The 18,223-nt window shown below is 36.9% G+C and carries 17 protein-coding genes; 11 read left to right on the forward strand and 6 right to left on the reverse strand.

The features are described from left to right. Positions 1-93 precede the first annotated feature (93 nt). Positions 94-1,791: a M3 family oligoendopeptidase gene (locus AB3M96_RS07745; RefSeq protein ID WP_412967012.1), complete on the reverse strand. Its 1,698-nt coding sequence runs from the start codon at positions 1,789-1,791 to the stop codon at positions 94-96. A 295-nt stretch (positions 1,792-2,086) separates the two neighbouring features. On the opposite strand from AB3M96_RS07745, the gene AB3M96_RS07750 reads away from it, so the two are divergent. From AB3M96_RS07750 to AB3M96_RS07760, 3 genes are all read left to right on the forward strand, one after another. After that, positions 2,087-2,848, forward strand: coding sequence for a Nif3-like dinuclear metal center hexameric protein (locus tag AB3M96_RS07750; protein WP_412967013.1), 762 nt, complete (start codon positions 2,087-2,089; stop codon positions 2,846-2,848). Between the two features lie 57 nt (positions 2,849-2,905). Beyond that, positions 2,906-3,505: an HAD-IA family hydrolase gene (locus tag AB3M96_RS07755; RefSeq protein ID WP_412967014.1), complete on the forward strand. Its 600-nt coding sequence runs from the start codon at positions 2,906-2,908 to the stop codon at positions 3,503-3,505. A gap of 288 nt (positions 3,506-3,793) precedes the next feature. Then, positions 3,794-4,753: a tRNA dihydrouridine synthase gene (locus tag AB3M96_RS07760; protein WP_412967153.1), complete on the forward strand. Its 960-nt coding sequence runs from the start codon at positions 3,794-3,796 to the stop codon at positions 4,751-4,753. Between the two features lie 74 nt (positions 4,754-4,827). Here AB3M96_RS07760 and AB3M96_RS07765 read toward each other — a convergent pair whose 3' ends face one another. Both AB3M96_RS07765 and AB3M96_RS07770 read right to left on the reverse strand, forming a co-directional pair. Beyond that, a complete protein-coding gene (locus AB3M96_RS07765) occupies positions 4,828-6,474 on the reverse strand; it encodes a hypothetical protein (protein ID WP_412967015.1) in 1,647 nt (548 codons plus the stop codon). A gap of 1 nt (position 6,475) precedes the next feature. Next, positions 6,476-7,255, reverse strand: a complete 780-nt coding sequence (locus AB3M96_RS07770) for an ABC transporter ATP-binding protein (protein WP_412967016.1) — start codon at positions 7,253-7,255, stop codon at positions 6,476-6,478. A 150-nt stretch (positions 7,256-7,405) separates the two neighbouring features. On the opposite strand from AB3M96_RS07770, the gene AB3M96_RS07775 reads away from it, so the two are divergent. The 4 genes from AB3M96_RS07775 to AB3M96_RS07790 all read left to right on the forward strand — a co-directional run bounded on the left by AB3M96_RS07775 (position 7,406) and on the right by AB3M96_RS07790 (position 10,202). Further along, positions 7,406-8,107, forward strand: coding sequence for a metallophosphoesterase family protein (locus AB3M96_RS07775; protein WP_412967154.1), 702 nt, complete (start codon positions 7,406-7,408; stop codon positions 8,105-8,107). A 129-nt stretch (positions 8,108-8,236) separates the two neighbouring features. After that, a complete protein-coding gene (locus AB3M96_RS07780) occupies positions 8,237-8,734 on the forward strand; it encodes a YehS family protein (RefSeq protein ID WP_412967017.1) in 498 nt (165 codons plus the stop codon). A gap of 201 nt (positions 8,735-8,935) precedes the next feature. Further along, positions 8,936-9,397 (forward strand): CBO0543 family protein, encoded by a 462-nt coding sequence (locus tag AB3M96_RS07785; protein WP_412967018.1) that lies wholly within the window; start codon positions 8,936-8,938, stop codon positions 9,395-9,397. Between the two features lie 475 nt (positions 9,398-9,872). Continuing rightward, positions 9,873-10,202 (forward strand): DUF2085 domain-containing protein, encoded by a 330-nt coding sequence (locus AB3M96_RS07790; protein ID WP_412967019.1) that lies wholly within the window; start codon positions 9,873-9,875, stop codon positions 10,200-10,202. Positions 10,203-10,241: 39 nt separating this feature from the next. On the opposite strand, the gene AB3M96_RS07795 is transcribed toward AB3M96_RS07790, so the two are convergent. Then, a complete protein-coding gene (locus AB3M96_RS07795; protein ID WP_412967020.1) occupies positions 10,242-11,024 on the reverse strand; it encodes an SGNH/GDSL hydrolase family protein in 783 nt (260 codons plus the stop codon). Positions 11,025-11,242: 218 nt separating this feature from the next. On the opposite strand from AB3M96_RS07795, the gene AB3M96_RS07800 reads away from it, so the two are divergent. The 4 genes from AB3M96_RS07800 (at position 11,243) to AB3M96_RS07815 (ending at position 15,660) form a co-directional block, all read left to right on the forward strand. Next, positions 11,243-12,517, forward strand: a complete 1,275-nt coding sequence (locus AB3M96_RS07800; RefSeq protein WP_412967021.1) for an MFS transporter — start codon at positions 11,243-11,245, stop codon at positions 12,515-12,517. 150 nt (positions 12,518-12,667) lie between these two features. Then, positions 12,668-13,042: a hypothetical protein gene (locus tag AB3M96_RS07805; RefSeq protein ID WP_412967022.1), complete on the forward strand. Its 375-nt coding sequence runs from the start codon at positions 12,668-12,670 to the stop codon at positions 13,040-13,042. A 252-nt stretch (positions 13,043-13,294) separates the two neighbouring features. Beyond that, a complete protein-coding gene (locus AB3M96_RS07810) occupies positions 13,295-14,122 on the forward strand; it encodes an MBL fold metallo-hydrolase (protein WP_412967023.1) in 828 nt (275 codons plus the stop codon). Between the two features lie 173 nt (positions 14,123-14,295). Next, on the forward strand, positions 14,296-15,660 hold the full coding sequence (locus AB3M96_RS07815; protein ID WP_412967024.1) for an FAD-binding oxidoreductase: 1,365 nt from the start codon (positions 14,296-14,298) through the stop codon (positions 15,658-15,660). Positions 15,661-15,762: 102 nt separating this feature from the next. Here AB3M96_RS07815 and AB3M96_RS07820 read toward each other — a convergent pair whose 3' ends face one another. Both AB3M96_RS07820 and AB3M96_RS07825 read right to left on the reverse strand, forming a co-directional pair. Continuing rightward, on the reverse strand, positions 15,763-16,686 hold the full coding sequence (locus tag AB3M96_RS07820) for a DMT family transporter (RefSeq protein WP_412967025.1): 924 nt from the start codon (positions 16,684-16,686) through the stop codon (positions 15,763-15,765). Between the two features lie 125 nt (positions 16,687-16,811). After that, complete coding sequence (locus tag AB3M96_RS07825; RefSeq protein WP_412967026.1) at positions 16,812-18,197, reverse strand: M20/M25/M40 family metallo-hydrolase; 1,386 nt, start codon at positions 18,195-18,197, stop codon at positions 16,812-16,814. Between the last annotated feature and the right edge of the window lie 26 nt (positions 18,198-18,223).

Consider the following 18,223-nt stretch of genomic DNA (forward strand, 5'->3'; position numbering starts at 1 on the left):
TAAAGTGAAAGGTACAACTAGAAATCTCACTAGTTGTACCTGCTTTGTGTGGAAGACTTAAGATTGTCTTCTACTGACCTTGTTCCCAATTTGTTAATGAATGTCTTGAATTAACTTTTCTAGGAATTCACCCATCCGCTTAACTGCCGTCTCTGAAAAATCAAAACTGACCCCAGTTTCTTTATAAATAGCTGCGATAGATTGATTGTAGTCCGCACTTGCACCCTTTTTATAGAGTTCGACAGCTTGCTCAGGGTTGTTGTGATAGTTCTCAAGTATTTGTAGAGCACCAAGCATCGAGATGGAGTATTCAATATTATAGAAAGGTACTTGGAAATAATGCAGGGTTGCTACCCAACTCATCCCAATTTCCTCCTCAAGCCCAGAGGAATCGACAGGATTTAAGCCATAACGTTTTGAGATTTCAAAATACTTTTCATCACGCTCTTTGGCAGTGTGATTAGGATTCGTATACATCCAATGCTGGAAGAGGTCTCCTGACAATGGTCCGAATAACATCGTAAATGCACGTCTAAGCTCTTCACGCTGTGCATTATGAAAATCTTCTGTTTCTGGATAAAAAAGATCGAGTTTATCCAATAAGAGCAATTCCATCCCATGAGAAAACAGTTCAGCCACTTCAGCTCTTAGTTGGTATTCTTCCATAGGCCCGTTTTCAGCAAACCCGAGGTATCCATTTAGCGCATGACCCATTTCATGAATTAATGCAATCAATGAGAAAAAGGATGGGCTAAAGTTTGCGAAGACAAAGGTATCCCCTGAAACAGGTAAGGAAGTACAGAAACCACCTGGGCTTTTTCCTTTACGGTCTCCAAGGTCGAGTAATCCATGCTCTCTCATGTAATCGAAACGATCTGCAAAATAAGTGTCAGTCTTCCCTAACATTTCAGATACTCCATCCATAAGAGCAGACACCTCTGTGTAAGGTGGGTTTTTCATCAATTTAGCCGTATTATCCCAAGGGCGATATGTATCGACACCGAGCTTCGATTTAAACACATCTGCAAGGCGATTCCACGCAGGGATAATATGTTTCTCTACATTTTCATGAAAGTCATAACAATCTTGGACACTATACTCACGATTTTTCACGACAAACATATAATCACGATAATTTTCAAATCCTGCATTTAATGCAATCTGATGGCGGAGTTGAACGAGTTCGTCCATGATGGCATCCATATCGGTCTTAATTTGACGATAGGCAGATATCATTTTGTGATACGCTTTTTCTCGTATTGCTCTGTCTAGATTGTCGAGTTGAGATTGGACAAATGGGAAAGGCTTTTCTTCGCCATCCCATTCAACGGTTAAGCCTCCCATGATTTCACTATACTTCGTAGAGAGCTCTTGTTCCTTTACCATCAATGGAATGTTTTCTTCTCTGAACAATTTAACTTTGGATTCGCGAATGCGTCGCATTAAACCATATCGTTTTTCATCTAATTGATGAAAATAAGCAGACTCACAGAGTTTCTCATTCAGTTTTGCTTCATACTTCATTAAAAGTGGTTGGATGACTTGCTGGTCGTGTAGAAAAGTCGACTTAATTTCTGAATCCTCCGTATTTCGGTAGAAGTCTACTTGGTGCCCTGTCATTGCCTCCATAATCTTAATTGTTAAATTCTGCTCGTCTTTTAACCATTGTTCTAGGTCAGAAACGGATTCAATCGGAGCATCTAGTAAACTTTGGATCTGAGTTTCCAAACCTTCTACATCTTTTAAATCAATTAATTCTTTATAATATTGGTGCCTTATATCTTGTGTCATGGATGACTCATCCTTCCTTTTAAATTATGTTAATTCTCTCAATATTTATATTATAGATTTCTAGTTATTAAATCTAGTTTTATTAAAAAAACTACAGTTTATGCCTAATGGCAGAAGAAACTTTTTAAAGGGAAAGGCTTTAAATAATAAGCGTAAAATTTACAATCAACCAAGTATGCCACATACATCCTACGTATACGGAGAACTCATTGTTATGTGTAGGATATATATGGGTGTGATAAGATGGATAAGAGATAACAGAAGCAAAATATGATGAAATTGAGGAGATAAGTAAATGGATGTTTCACATATTGTTGAAAGTATAAATGGTCTTTTTACTATAAAAAATAAAGAAGTCTATTCCAGTGAATCTGGGATTACATACCAAACTGATAAAAAGGTTAAAAGAATTGGATACTGTGTTAACCTAACACTTGAAACGATAGAGGAAGCAAGAAATCGTGGAGTTGATATGATGGTGACACACCATGATGCATGGGATGAAATATATGGATTAAGAGAGGCGTGTTTAGAGAAACTAACAGAGTATGGTATAAGTCACTATTATAACCACTTGCCACTAGATGACTGTGAATTTGGAACAAATGATAGTTTATTACATAAATTGAATTTAGACATTGTTAAAAGAACTCATGAATGGGAAGGTTTATATTTTGGTAGAGTCGCAGAATATCATAAAGCAATTGAGCTTAATGAGTTAGTGAAGGATATTGAAAATCTACTTGAAGAACCGGTTAGATTTTGGAGGTTTAATGATAAAAAGGTAAAACGAGTGGGTTTAGTATGTGGTAATGGTGCGCCAACAGCTTGCCTTAAGGAAGCAGTTGAAAATGAGTGTGATGTATACATTACAGGTGAATGTAATTTGTATACGATTCAATATGCTCAGTTTAAAGGGATAAATCTTATCATTGGGAGTCATACTTTTACAGAATTCTTTGGAATTGAAAGTTTAGCATTGAAATTGAATGAGACTCTGAAAGAACTTGAGGTAGTGAGACTTATTGAAGAGCATGATGAAGCAAATATAAAATAAGACATAATAAAAGGGAAAAACGTATAACTTAGGCAATCGGTAGTTCTTTATTATCAAATGGATTACGTAAAAGAAAGAGGGATTCACATTAATATTCTATGGGATTTTGACGGAACATTGTTTAACACCTATCCAGCGCTTGTAAAAGGTTTTATCCATTTAAGCGGCAGAGATTTAGATCCGAATGAAGTACTGAAGTGGCTCAAGGTCAACTCGAAGGTGGCCTTTCAACATTATGGAATTGACGAAAGCAAGCGCGAGGAGTACACGAAATTATACAATAAGTATTCCTTTGACAGTCAGCCGTTTGAGCATGTAGAAGAGGTTTTACAGGTTGCCGATGACAATTTTATCGTCACGCACCGGGACAAGGAGTCTACTCTATTTCTACTGGAAAAATTCAAGCTATTAGATTATTTCAAGGTGGTTGTTTCGGTAGAGGAAGAAGGTTTTACACGTAAGCCACATGCAGCTTCCTATCAACATGTAATTAAGGATTATCCAATTGATTTGGTGATTGGAGACCGCGAACTAGATTTAATTCCAGCTAGGGAATTAGGTATTAAAACTGTTGCCTTTGAAAACCCGGATATAGAGGCAGACTTTCATATCGACAACTATGCTGACTTCCGAACGAAGGTCCTTCTCTATTTGTAAAAGACATTTTGTATAAAAATAAAGGCTAAAAAAGTATGGTGCTTGTCTCTTGTGAAGTTGCATAAGAGGCGGGCACCTTTGTAGTTTAAATTAAGAGAAGGCATCTTCTCACCCAACTACCTTTTCTTACCGATTTTCTTTGTGCTTATTATTTGTTATAGTAAAGGTTGTTTTTGTATGATAAATAGTACGTTTGTATGGTAGATATAAAAGTAGTTTGACTTTTTGAATATAACGCTTAATGGTGTATAAAATCTTTACCCATAATGAGAGGATTTGAGTTTGAAAATGATAGATAATTTTTGGCGTGATTTACCACGGCCATTTTTTGTACTTGCTCCAATGGAAGATGTGACAGATGTTGTTTTTCGCCATGTTGTGAGTAAAGCAGGTAGACCGGATGTGTTTTTTACAGAGTTTACAAATTCGGATAGCTATTGTCATCCGGAGGGAATGAAAAGTGTGCGTGGACGTTTGACTTTTACAGAAGATGAACAGCCAATGGTGGCACATATTTGGGGAGATAAACCCGAATATTTCCGACAAATGAGTATTGGCATGGCTGAGCTGGGATTTAAAGGCATCGATATTAATATGGGGTGCCCTGTACCTAATGTGGCATCAAGAGGGAAAGGTAGTGGCCTTATTTTGCGTCCAGACGTTGCTGCAGAACTTATTCAAGCAGCAAAAGCCGGTGGCCTACCTGTCAGCGTAAAAACACGTCTTGGCTATACAGAAGTAGATGAGTGGAAGAAATGGCTAACTCATATCTTAGAGCAGGATATAGCAAACCTCTCTATTCATTTACGTACCAGAAAGGAAATGAGCCAAGTAGACGCGCATTGGGAGCTAATTCCAGAAATTAAGGAATTGCGTGACCGTATCGCACCGAATACGCTCCTTACTATTAATGGAGACATTCCCGACCGTCAAACGGGACTGCAACTTGCTGAAAAATATGGTATTGACGGGGTTATGATTGGGCGAGGTATTTTTAAAAATCCTTTTGCTTTTGAAAAAGAGCCTAGAGAGCATAGTAGTGAAGAATACCTGGATCTTTTACGACTTCAGCTAGATCTTCAAGATCAATATTCGGAAGTAGTGCCACGTTCAATCACAGCGCTTCATCGCTTTTTCAAAATTTATGTCAAAGGATTCCCTGGTGCTGCTGAATTAAGAAATCAATTGATGAACACGAAATCAACAGATGAAGTGCGAGTGTTACTTGATAGTTTTGAAATAAAATGATAATCGTCCGACGAAAAAGAGTTCAAGTATGAGCTCTTTTTTTCGCGTTTAAAAAGTAGGGACGTGGACCGTCCCTACTCTATCTTTTCCCATCCAATATGGAAGGCCCTCTTCCATATAAGAATTACACATGAAATGGCCAAGACAAGATATATATATAGACCGAATGGGAAGAGTGTGCTGAAATAATGCAGACCTGCAAAAAGTCCGGCTAGAAGCATTAATAGAAAATTGATGAATACATTCCCCTGGCTATAAGTTTCAAACGACTGAGAGAAAGGAAGTGACTTTTCTAAAATGGCAAAGCAAACAATTGTATAGACTACTGCACTTATAAAAACCAAAATCAAGTCTGGGATAATTCGGATTCCGTAAATAGTCACGAAAACAGCACAAAGAAGAAAATAAACTGGCAAATAAAGATTCACTATGAATGCCTTCACTGTTCCGCTAAATACAGGATGTAGGCTTTTTAATGGTGTAAGTTTATAAACCCATGCGCCCTTATACTTTGCAGAGTGTTTAATTGTTATGAGGACAGTAGGAATCATGATTAGACTGAAATAAACATTCAAATAAGAGCTGCCTTCCCTGATACGTGTAAAGGAATTCCAACTGAATTCATCCATGAACGTGAATAAAAAGATGAATGGGATGATGATCGAGAAGCCTAAAGATGGGTAGACCTTTAACTTAAAATCCCTCTCGTTTTTTAACATCAAACGGGAAAAGTTATAGAATACCCTTTCCTCATGGGAAGGACAAATAAATCTAATAATCGCATCCCCCATTTTAAATCGCCTGTTTGCTCTTCCTTTGTTATGATGAGTGAGTTTCTGAAGATTTCTCTCAAAGGCAGGAGTAAGTCTTACATACATCCAAATAGATAAGATTGGCACAATGACTCCAAGTCCAGCCAGAACGAAAAAGAATGGCTGAAGGCTTCCGTTCATAGCAAACTCCATAATCACTCCATACCATATAGGGATTACAAGGATATGCCACCAAGCAGGCTCAATAGTAACCGTTATATCAACAATTTCAAATGACCTAATAAGAAGTTGGTAGCCGATCATGACCGCGAAAGATAAACCGATTTGGACATAATTGATTATATCCTTCAGTTTTTCCCCATCAAAAAATCGTAGAATCATCATGTACAGTAATGCTGTGAATGCAACAATCAATAAGTCTATCAAAATAAGAGTAAGAAACCCAACAATAAAAAATACAATACCGTTTTTAACTAATCCAGCAATAAGTGGGGGACCGGCCAAAGCAATCGTCATTAAGGATAGATAAATAACAATATGTGTTAGCTTCGCAGCGCTAATGGTTTTTCTGTCAATTGGTTTAGGATAGAGAATATTGCTGTCACGGATATCAAGGAGCACCGAGGAAAAGTCGGAAATCATGGAGGTTGTGACGAAAAAGATAATCATCCCATACACAAGACTCATCTGAAAAAGAAAATTGTCCCCAAAGACTGTAAAAGGAATCAAAAAGAGTCCAAACAGAACATAAATCCATAGGGATAACATATAATGGTTTTTATCTTGCTTAGACTTGTTATTATTTTGCGAGAAGATTGTCGGCACTCGGCGCCTGTCCATAACAAGCTTAGCCTGAAGAATCTTTCTCATCATTTTATAATCAATACCAAAACGCGAGAATATCTTTTCAAACCGATCTAACAGTTTTAAAGAAGGGAAATCCTGCATATTACACCTCACCGACAATCGATACAAAACGTGCTGCAATTTCTGTATGCTCATTGAATCCAGTCAACTGATTGAAAATCTCTTCCAAAGAGCCTTCCTGGTTTTGCAGCCTTAATTCCTCAAAGGTACCATCTGCAGCAATCAATCCGTCATGTAAAAGAATAATGCGGCTGCTGATCTTTTCGACAACATCCATAATATGTGACGAATAAAAAATAGTTTTACCCTGCTGTGCCAGCTGAGCCATAATTTCCTTAAAAACCATCACACTATTCGCATCAAGTCCGTTGATTGGTTCGTCAAAAAAGAGGAGTTCCGGATTATGTAATAAACTTGAAATGATTAACAGTTTTTGACGCATTCCTTTTGAATACGAAGCAATTCGTGATTGATATACTTCACCAATACCAAAGAGCTCCATAAGACTCTTGGCTTTATAGTCAGCATGGTCGTAGTCTAGACCGTATAATTCTCCGATAAAGGTTAAGTACTCTTGACCAGTTAGATTATCATAGACATCAGCTATCTCTGGAACGTATCCGACTTTTCTTTTATATTCGATATCTCCGTCTGAGATATCGCTGCCAAAGAGGCTTACTTTACCTTGATAGTCATCTTCAATTCCTAGCAAAATTTTTACCGTTGTGCTTTTTCCAGCACCGTTTGGTCCGATGTAACCAATGATTTCTCCTTTGTTCACTTTAAAAGAAACCCCCTGGAGAACTGTTTTGCCACCATAGCTTTTTCTTAAATTAGCAATCTCAACAATAGCTTCTTCCATTTGATAAACTCCCTTTTTCTAGTATTATACTATTTTACCATATTCAAGGTGGAGGGTTGTGTGGAGTAAGTATATTACCTGTTTGGTAAAATATAAAAATGGTAGAATGATAAATATAAATATTAGTGTGTACATAAGGACGTGAATGAGTTGAAACGAATGCTTGCTATAAGCGATATTCATGGAGATCTAGAAAAATTCGAGAGACTTTTGGAATTAGTTCACTATGACGGAGTAAAAGACCAGCTTCTGTTATTAGGTGATTTTGTTGATAGGGGACCACGTTCGAGAGATGTTTTGGATAAAGTCATCCAGCTAAGGAATGAGGGAGCAATTGCCTTAATTGGTAATCATGAAAAGATGATGATGGATGCTTTTAATGGTGATCCTATGAACTTGAAAAGATGGTACTACAATGGTGGAATTAAAACGCTACAAAATTACCATTATAGTATCGAGAAGGATGATGCAAACTATTGGTATACGACCGACGAAATGCCCGAGCCTATTCAAATGAATGATGATATACGCGCGCATATTGAAATACTTAAGGAGTTCCCATATTACTATGAAACTGACACCCACATCTTTGTTCATGCAGGGGTACATCCAGAAACACCAATTGAGTCAACGGAACCTCATACTTTAGTTTGGATTCGCGATGAGTTCCATAAGGGATACAAGGGAGAAAAGACCGTTGTTTTTGGACATACTCCTACCAAATATCTGCACGAAATGAATCAAGTATACTTTGGCGATAATAATATTATTGGAATTGATGGTGGCTGTGCTTATGGTGGTAGATTGTATTGTCTGGAGGTTATGAGTTCAAACGTTTTTTATGTTGAGTAGTAGTTGTGAGTACTAACATTATCACCTTAGCAACTGTTGAAGTTGTTGTGAAATAAAAATTAAGATAGACTGAAATAAGTGCCAAATACTTGTTGTGACAAAGCATTTTTTAAAATAGGAGGTTTCCTTTTGGATAATAACGATATATTAATTCGCTTGAGATATGCGTTGGAATTAAAAAATAAAGAAGTGGCAGAGATATTTAAGCTTGGTGGGATGGATGTATCAGTACCTGATGTGGTAAAGATACTCGTAAAGACAGATATTGATGAAGAAGAAAATGACAACCAAATAAAATGTAATAACAATATGCTAGATGCTTTTTTAAATGGATTAATCATTTATAAAAGAGGAAGACAAGAGCCAAGACCAGGACAGCCAACTACACCAGATCAGCCCCTAACGAAAGGTGCTAACGTTAATAATCTTCTGTTAAAGAAAACAAAAATAGCACTTGAATTAACTACAGAAGACATGCTGGATGTATTCAAACTTGCAGACCTAAGGGTCTCTAAGGCAGAACTAGGAGCATTACTAAGAAAAGAAGGACATAAGAATTATAAAGAATGCGGAGATAATTTTGCTAGAAACTTTTTAAAGGGGTTAGCAATAAAATATAGAGGATGAGATCCTTTAAGCGAGATTTAGTGTTAATTAACATACTTTAAAAATGAATAACAGTTACATAAAATGTAATCGAGGCCGAAGCTGAATAAGTTTAGGTCTTTTTTGTGTTTGTTCATAATTTTTCTTCTTTTTGGGAATATTACTCTTTAGAGGTTAGATGTAAAAAAGAGGGTTAAGCGATCCATTATGGGAGATTGGTAAATGGAACCAGTGACTATTTTTGTATCAATATCAAGTTTTCTATTTGCGTTAGTAGCATATATAATGCCTAAAAAGATGAAACCTTATGAGATTTATGCAACTTCCTTGTTTGCTACTTTATTCGGACTTTTTGTTGATACCATATTAGCCGTAAAATACAAATTATATGTACTTGATCAGCCTGGAATACAAATACCTGCTTTAATAGGGCAGGTTGTTTTATATTATGCTACAAATGTTATCATATTGAACTCCTTCCCATATGAGAAATCAGTAAAATGGAAGGTAATACATATAGTATGCTTTACTAGTCTTGCTATTACATTTGAGATTATTTCAAATGAATTTGGATTTATTAAATATAATGAGTGGAATATCTGGTATTCAGCTTTGAGTTACCCATTTCTTATCTACTTTCTAGTTTTACATTTTTCATTTTTTAAATGGTTAGTTAATAGATAGCAGACATATAGAAAATTATTACCCAAATTTCGATGAAGAGATTACATCCGATTTGGGTTTTTTCCAACAGTAACTTCTCTCCAAAAAAACAGGATATCTATTTATCTACTAATTGTATTAAAATAGGAATATCTGTAAACACGATATTGGAGGGCAATATGTTTTTTATTGGATTAACGTTACTGCTAATTCTAGTTTTGTCAGGAGTCATTCTGCTCGTGCAATCATCCTATTTAGTGGGAAGTATTCTAGTGGGTTCAGGTTTTATCCTATTCATTTTCTTAGTTTTGTTTTATCGAAAAAGAAATCAAAAGAAAGAAAAGGGGAGTATGGACTGTCTCGACTGTAATGCTGCCTCATTAAATTGTCCAGATTTTTCTTCCATGAAAAAAATGGATTGTGATTGTGACGGAGATAAAGGTTTTGACTGTGACTGTAGCCCAAATTAACGGATACAGCTAAGAGGAGGAAAATAATGAAGGAAATCATGATGACAATCCCATGCCATCGCATTCCTGATAGATGCTTCCATATTAAAGGTAAACCAATGCCAATTTGTGCAAGATGCTTTGCTATGCTTCTTGGTTATCTGTTTACACCGATTGCTTTGGTGGTTAGTCTGGTGGTTCCTATATGGATTCCAATCATTATGACAATTCCGCTATTGGTTGATGGATTTACACAAAAATGGGGCTTGAGGAAGAGCACAAATGGTGTTCGGTTTCTAACTGGAATTCTTTTTGGGATTGGACAATCACTTTTTATAGCAACAATTGTATGGAAGATCGTGAATGTATTAAATTAATCGACCTCACTGTTATTATGGTGAGGTCTTTTGTCATCGTTAATATGTATCAAAAAAACCACTCATTACCTTTTCTGCTATTAAACGATATTTATCCGCTTTAAAATGAACTCCGTCATATAGATTCCCTTTAATTGAGATTGTTGATCCATTAATATATGGGATATTTTCTTCCTGTGCTACTGATTTAACAGCTCTAGAATAATCTTCTTGAGCGGTATGCGCATTGTTTTTCTTGCTTGTGATGGTTGTTGCAGTAAGGATTACAGTATCTAATCCATTTGCTTTAAGGACTTTTACTAATTCCTGATAGTTTTCTTTGAAATCATCAACTGAGTTTGGTGACGCATTAGGAGAATACTTGACATGACCTCTAGCATCATTTATTCCAAACATAGAAATCACTAAATCAGGGTGATAAGAAAGAACCTCTTTTTCTACAAATTCTAGTGCCTGAATAGTAGTCCATCCAGGATGCCCTTTATTAATCACTGTTATTTCATTATAGCCATACTTCTTTCTTAGTTCTTTTTCAAGCACTTTAGGATAAGGATTTTTCACCTGTTTTACTTTACCGCTTGAGGCGTCTCGTATATATCCCCAAGTAATGGAATCACCATAAGCGATAATGGTAACAGGCTGTTTATTATTTATTTTTTGTATAAAAGCTGGAACAGTGGTAGATTTTGTTACTGAAGTAGGTATTATACGTTTTTGATCTTGTATAGTAACTGCATCTTTTGAAATGGTTTTAGTAGCTCCCACTATAACCATCAGAAAAAGCAGAAAAATAAGTGGGTAAATTAATTTTGGTGCTCTCATTTGTATCTCCTTCTCGGATGCTTTATTAATATAAAAGACGGCTAAGCTAACCATTATTTTTCATTATAGTGCATAGATTTTATACATCTATGACTATTTTGCATGCTATGGCTTTCCTTTGAAAAATTCGTAGTTAATTTAATTTTAAACCTAAAATGGGTTTCTACAAATACAATTATACATATACATAAGAGTAAAAATATCGGGAGTAGAGACTATTGGACAAACAAACTAGTACGTTTAGATGGGTTGTATTTGCTTCTGTTCTGTTTACGTATTTACTGATGGCTAGCCAACGGACGGCTCCTGGATTAATAACGGACCAAATCATGACGGACTTTCAAGTTAGTGCGGCAACAATTGGGTTACTAACAAGTATACAATTTTTTGTATATACAGGTTTGCAAATCCCAATGGGGATATTAGCTGATCGATATGGGCCAAACTTTTTTCTGATTATAGGTGCGGGACTAACTGGTATAGGAACAATCGTATATAGCCTGGGTACACATGAGTTTGTCCTATTTTTGGGAAGGATACTGACTGGTATTGGAGATGCTACAATCTGGGTAAACATGATGCTAATTCTGGGGCACTGGTTTACAGGTAAGGAATTTGTACGTTTAATTGGATTAGCTGGAATGACAGGAAGCCTTGGATTCCTTTTAGCTACAGTTCCATTTTCTAGTTGGATTGATTTGCTTGGATGGAGGGGAGCATTTCTTACTGCAGGAATACTGTTATGCTTATGTGGACTTCTCCTTTATTACGTACTAGTAAAAAAGCCGGCAAAACTGCCCTTGACTAACTCTTTATCAGTAAAAGATAATATGGAACCTGAAAAAACATTAGGAGTAGTTAGTAGAATTTTTTCCAATCGCCAGGCATGGGCTTTATTTTTATGTCATTTTGGAGTTGTGGGTGCATACGTTGGGTTTATAAGTTCATTTGCAGTGCCTTACGGAATGGATATTTATGAAATGACAAGGTCAGGTGCAAGTCAGCTTATTATGATTGGTCTTATCGGAGCACTTCTTGGTGCACCTCTAACTAGTTGGATTTCAAGCTTGATTGGGAAAATTAAACATCCGTATGCAGTAGTCCATGTGGTTACATTGGCGAGTTGGACTACCTTTCTTGTATTTAAAGGAACTCCTCCATTTTATATATTAGTAATTCAATTCTTTTTAATTGGTTACGGTTATGGATCAAGTGCGTTAACATTTGCACTTGTACGAAAATCTTTTGCAACAAAAGAAGCAGGAATTGTCTCTGGTTTTGCAAATACAGGTGGGTTTTTAAGTGCAGTTTTACTGCCAAGTATTTTAGGGAATATATTAGATTACTTTCAAGCTAGTTCTGGAAACATAAAGCTTGGGTATCAGTATGGTTTCATCATACCAGTTATTTTTTCTATAATTGGTTTATTGGGAGTAGTTTTTATAAAAGAAAAAGAGGAAACACGTAGTTCATCACTCAGCTTATCAAAATAGTAATCTTCCACCTTTTCCAAACTAGAGTCTTTGAGTAAAGAGTTTGTTTATTCAATAATTCCATTCTTGTTCTATACACTATTCTTTTCCTTTCATACGATATGCTGAGGACAAATATTGTCCTTATAACTTTGAAAGGAGGGAATCAATATGAGTGATAGAGATATCTTATCAACAGGGCTATTACGTAGACATTCTGATACGCTATTTCTAGTAGTAGATGCAATGAACGCTGACCCTGATGATTCACGTAGAGTAACTGTTCAGATGTTTGATTGGTCAACAGGTTCACCAGTACAATTACCGATGTCAACTCCGGGAACACAGACTCTACCACCTAACCAAGCTCGCACGTTTTTATCTCAAGCTCTACCTAATTCAACATTTGTGTACGAGGTACGAGTTATTCATCCGGATGATAAAGACGTGGTGACAAATGTTTTTGGACTAAGCACATTTCCTTTTAATCCACAGGAAGGAAATAATGTTGTACAACACGATTTAGCTGAATTAAAGTTGAAATAACAATTGAAGTAAGAAGATGGACCCAATGGAACGTGAAAAGGTAGTAATACCGTTTTTCTCGTTCCATTTTTATATGTTATCTAGCAACCGGCGACATATAACGATTGAAAAGTCTACTGCACGAAATTTTTAAACTAGGTATATGGCTAAGTCATTAGTACAAGGATTGTCGAAAACAATAGCTATTTTAACTTATATGAATGATCATTCATATTGTGTTACTATAGAAAAAATGGCTATGGAGGGAAGGCTATGCTGTTAAAAAAGCGTTTTGACCAAGTGACAGTAAATGGTGTGCAGATGGGAAATGGGAGGATAGCCTTCCAAAATGTAAGATTAAATGTTCACTGCTTTTATGTTGATGGGGTGTTAATTGATACAGGTGCCAGGTCACTAGAAAAGTATTTTAGACCCTTTTTTAAGGATCTTGATATTGATAAAGTGGTTATGACTCATTTTCATGAAGATCATACAGGTTGTGCCTCGTATTTACAGGAGGAGCTCCATTTACCCCTTTTCATGAGTGATAGTATGATTGACTATTGTAAGAGAAGAGCAGATTATCCGCTGTATAGGCAATTATTCTGGGGAAGACGTAAACCATTTCAAGCAGAATCCATAAATGAGACTTTTCATTCTCGGAATGCAACTTGGAAAGTCATAAAAACCCCAGGCCATGCAATTGATCATCTTGCTTTCTTGAATGAGGAAACTGGCCAACTTTTTACTGGAGATCTATATTGTCAAGAAAAGACAAAGGTAGTCCTCCGAGAGGAAAATATTCCGGTACTAATTGATTCATTAAAAACAGTCTTAACCTACGACTTTGAAGATGTGTTTTGCAGTCATGCTGGGTATCTGAATAAAGGCCGTGAAGCATTAAAGCGAAAGCTAGCATATTTGTTGGAGTTACAAGGAAATATACTGAAACTCTATGCTGAAGGAAAGACACCTGAAGTGATTCAGAAAGCACTTTTCCCTAAAAAATATCCCATTACCTTATTTTCATCTGGTGAATGGGACTCAATACATATTGTCAAATCAATCATTAAAAAACATGATATAAAATTGGATTCTTAATAATGGATACGAAGGAAGAGCGATATGTCTCTTCCTTTTTTTGCGTATAAAAACTATATAAGACGAAAGGACCGGAATAATTGGTAATAATTTCAATATTTAAATAGTATTATAGAAGGGTGTTTAGTATATTTGTACTATGTAAATCTTTAAAACTAAGGGATGGTGTATGGATGTATAGTGTGCTTGAAAAACAAGTGGGTAGTAGATTAGTCCTTCCGAATGATGCACTCTTTGAAGAAAAGAGAAAGGTTTGGAATGCAGTATTTGATAAAAGTCCTGCAGCGATCGTAGTTTGTGAATCGGAAGAAGACGTTGTAGCTGCTGTGCAATTCGCAAATGATAATAACCTATCTATTTCCATTCGTGGCGGTGGTCATCATGTAGGTGGTTTTGCTGTTTGTGAGGGTGGGTTGATGATTGATTTATCCTCAATGCGAAATGTAACTGTCGATCAAACAAGGCAAATTGCAATTGTGGCTGGCGGCGCAACATTAGGGGATATAGATTCAGAAACACAAAAATACGGATTGGCAGTACCGACCGGAACAGTTTCTGAAACAGGTGTTGCTGGATTAGCACTTAGTGGTGGACTCGGTTATTTAAGAGGAAAGTACGGATTAACATGTGACAATATTGTAGGAGCAAGAGTCGTTACCGCAGACGGGGATGCCGTTTATGTGAATGAAGAAAACCATTCTGAGTTATATTGGGCAATCCGCGGTGGCGGAGGAAATTTTGGGGTCGTGACTTCGTTTGAATTTTCATTACATAGAGTCGGGCCGGAAGTATACGCCTTAGATGTAATGTATGACCTTAAGGATACGAAAGAAATTCTACAAAAGTTACAAGCTTATCTAGCACAAGCTCCGGACGAAGCAGTTTCAATTAACCTTACAGCAACTGTTTTACCTCCTGCACCATTCTTACCTGAGTTTCTCCATTTTAAAAAGGTCGTAATGTTAACAGGAGTGTATGTTGGCAATGTAAACGAAGGAGAAGTAGCCTTTCAACCACTACGTGAATTAGCCCAGCCAATTGTTGACCAAACGGGTGTTATCCCTTTTGCGGATTATCAAAAGAAGCTGGATCCAATGGTACCTAATCATGTAAGAGTCTATGGAACGTCCCTTTACTTTGATATCTTAACAGATGATATCATTGACCAACTTCTGAATAAGATTGAAAACGCACCTGCTCCAAGCATCCTTGTACAGCTTTGGGCTCTTGGAGGACAGATGAACCGTGTACCTTCAGATGCAACACCATTTGCTATTCGAGATGCAAAGTTTGTCCTCTTAGTTGATATGATGGCAATGGCAGGCGATGACAATGTATGCAAGCAGTGGGTTGATTCCGTGTATGATGGATTACTGCCATTTTCTCATAAAAAAGCCTCATATCTAAATGGGATTGGTGAGAAAGAGGAGGCGGTACAAGCTGCGTTCCAAGATAATTATGATAGATTAATAGAAATAAAGAGTAACTACGATCACAAGAATACATTCCGTCATAATCATAATGTGAGCCCTAAATAGTTTACGTCTGATATAAAAATCTCCTATTTGTAGAGTATGAGAATCTACAGTTACAAATAGGGGATTTTTTATTCTCTCCTAGTCCTACATCTAACAAAATTTTTACTCATCTTTTCTTGAAAGGGGTGGACACAGTTGGCCAAACTGCCCGTTAACAATTATGACGCCAATTATAATAATAATTCCTCCTGCGACACTTACGAGGATAATTCTTTCTTGTAATAGTAAAACAGCAGCTATTAAAGTTATAATTGGCTCTAAATAGAGGAACATAGAAACCTTGGATGCTTCCAAACCTTCAAGTGCCTTCCCCCAATACCAGTATCCGATTCCAGACACAAAAATACCAAGAAACAGTAAATGCGCCCACTCCGTTTGATTTAACAGAGTGAGTGTTTCCCAGCCTCTGTCGCGAATAATAAAAGGTGTGGTTAGTATGAACCCTATTACACACATATAAAATGTAACTAAAAGCGGGGGATAGGGTATTTTTAAGCTTTTTAACAGCACTGAATACACTGCCCAGTTTAGCGTGCTTAAGACCATAAGCAGGAAACCGATATTTATAACAATTTCAAAAGATTGTCCACTTCTTGAAATTGAAACTAAAAGCACACCAATAATGGCTAGTATCATTCCCAATGCCTTTTGTATATTTATCTTTTCATGTAGAAACAGAATTGATAGGATTACTGTAAAAATAGGTGAAAATGAAATAAGCCATCCGGCAGATGAAGCGTCAATTGTTAACAAAGCAGTCGCTTGGAGTACCTGATGTACAAAAACTCCAAGGATGCCTAAGACTATCACGTGTGGAATATAGCGAATGGATATCCGCTGCCATTTACGTTGAACTAAAATAAGAAATAGTAAAAATAAGGACCCGATACCAAAACGCAGCACAAGTACTGAGAATGGGTCAAGCTTTCCTAATACAGCCTTTGTTGATACGAATGAAACTCCCCAAAAACTAATCGAAATCAATGCATATAACGATGAAGTTAACCTCGAACGTATCTGAGTCATAATTATTCCTCCGCATAAAACAAGTCTTATACCAGTCTATGCTTGTCCCTTCAGGAGATGAGTGTTACTTTCACATACACAAAAAACAACCCCAATTATTAAATCAGAGTTGTTTTTATATATTATTACTGAACAGGACGATCCTCAAATTCGTATTCTACTGGACCTGGTGCAACTCTTGCATGTTCTAGTGCAGGCGTGTCTGGTCTAGCAATCTGATAAATAGATGCACCTACAATTTCGGCAGCTTGTTGCAGTTTATTTTTATCAATCTTATCTAGTGTGTCTTCAGGCGAGTGATATGAATCCTCAACAGGTGAGTGGATAAATAATGCTGCTGGAATCCCAAGCTCGTGGAAAGGTTGGTGATCACTTCTACCTAACTGCCCATATGGGATTAATTCAGATGTTCTTGCCCCTGCGGCAGCTCCTAAGTCTGTTACTAAATTTTTCTGACCATCAATCGTATACATTATTAATCCACCAGCAGGATGATCAGCACCAGCATCTCTCGCTCCAACCATATCCATCTGGAAGTGTGCTACGATTCTATCAGCCTCATCCTCACTTAGTGTACTTGCATAATGATAAGACCCTAACAGCCCTTTTTCTTCAGCCCCAAAAGTAACGAAACGGAGTTCCGTGTCAGTTGGCATATTTGCCATAACTCTAGCAAGCTCTAATACTGCGGAAACACCAGAAGCATCATCATTTGCTCCAGGCCCACCAGGAACAGAGTCATGATGTGCACCAACCATTACAATTTGGCCATTATCTTTGTTCTTATGAGGTTTTTTGGATGCAATTACATTATAGGATGTTTTTTCAATATATCCAGAGCCTTCTACTTTTAATGTTGCCTCTAACGGCCCATTTTCTAACTGTTCAACTAGATTTAAACCTTGTTCCATGGTAATTGCAACTGCAGGAATATCCTGTCCAGGGTTAGCTTGTCCAAAGCGGTTGGAAGTACCACTGTTATTGTACATGATTACCCCAACTGCACCTTTATCCAACACATTTTGAACCTTTTCAACAAAAGTTATATCTCCTCGCTCAATCAAAGCTATTTTTCCGTCTACCTCATCAGGTACTGTCCCAGCAAGAGCTTTCCCAACGTGGATTATTTCTGCAGTCACTTCATCACTAAATGATCCTGAAAATACATATGGGTTTAAAGATTCACCATTAATTAACAGAGAGCCTGTACCTCTTAGCACCTCATGAAAAATAAAAGGCTGAATTTCAGTTTCATACCCATATTCCTCAAACTGACTTTTTATGTACTGAACAGCTTTATACTCACCCTCAGTGCCGGCTGCACGGGGCTGTTCTGAAAGCAGTGCGATGCGGTTATACATATTGTCAGCGTTTATTTTTTTAATAATCTTGTTATCAAAGGCTGTTGCCGATTGAGAATTCGGAGCTCCATTAGGCCCACTTGCTGAAACTCCATTTACACTTAGAACCAATCCTGCGGCCAAAACTACTGCAATTGATTTCCTATACATGTAATTCCTCCTCTATTTTAAGTTCA

The organism is Ferdinandcohnia jepli (assembly GCF_047246645.1).
Lineage (GTDB): Bacteria > Bacillota > Bacilli > Bacillales > Bacillaceae_L > Ferdinandcohnia.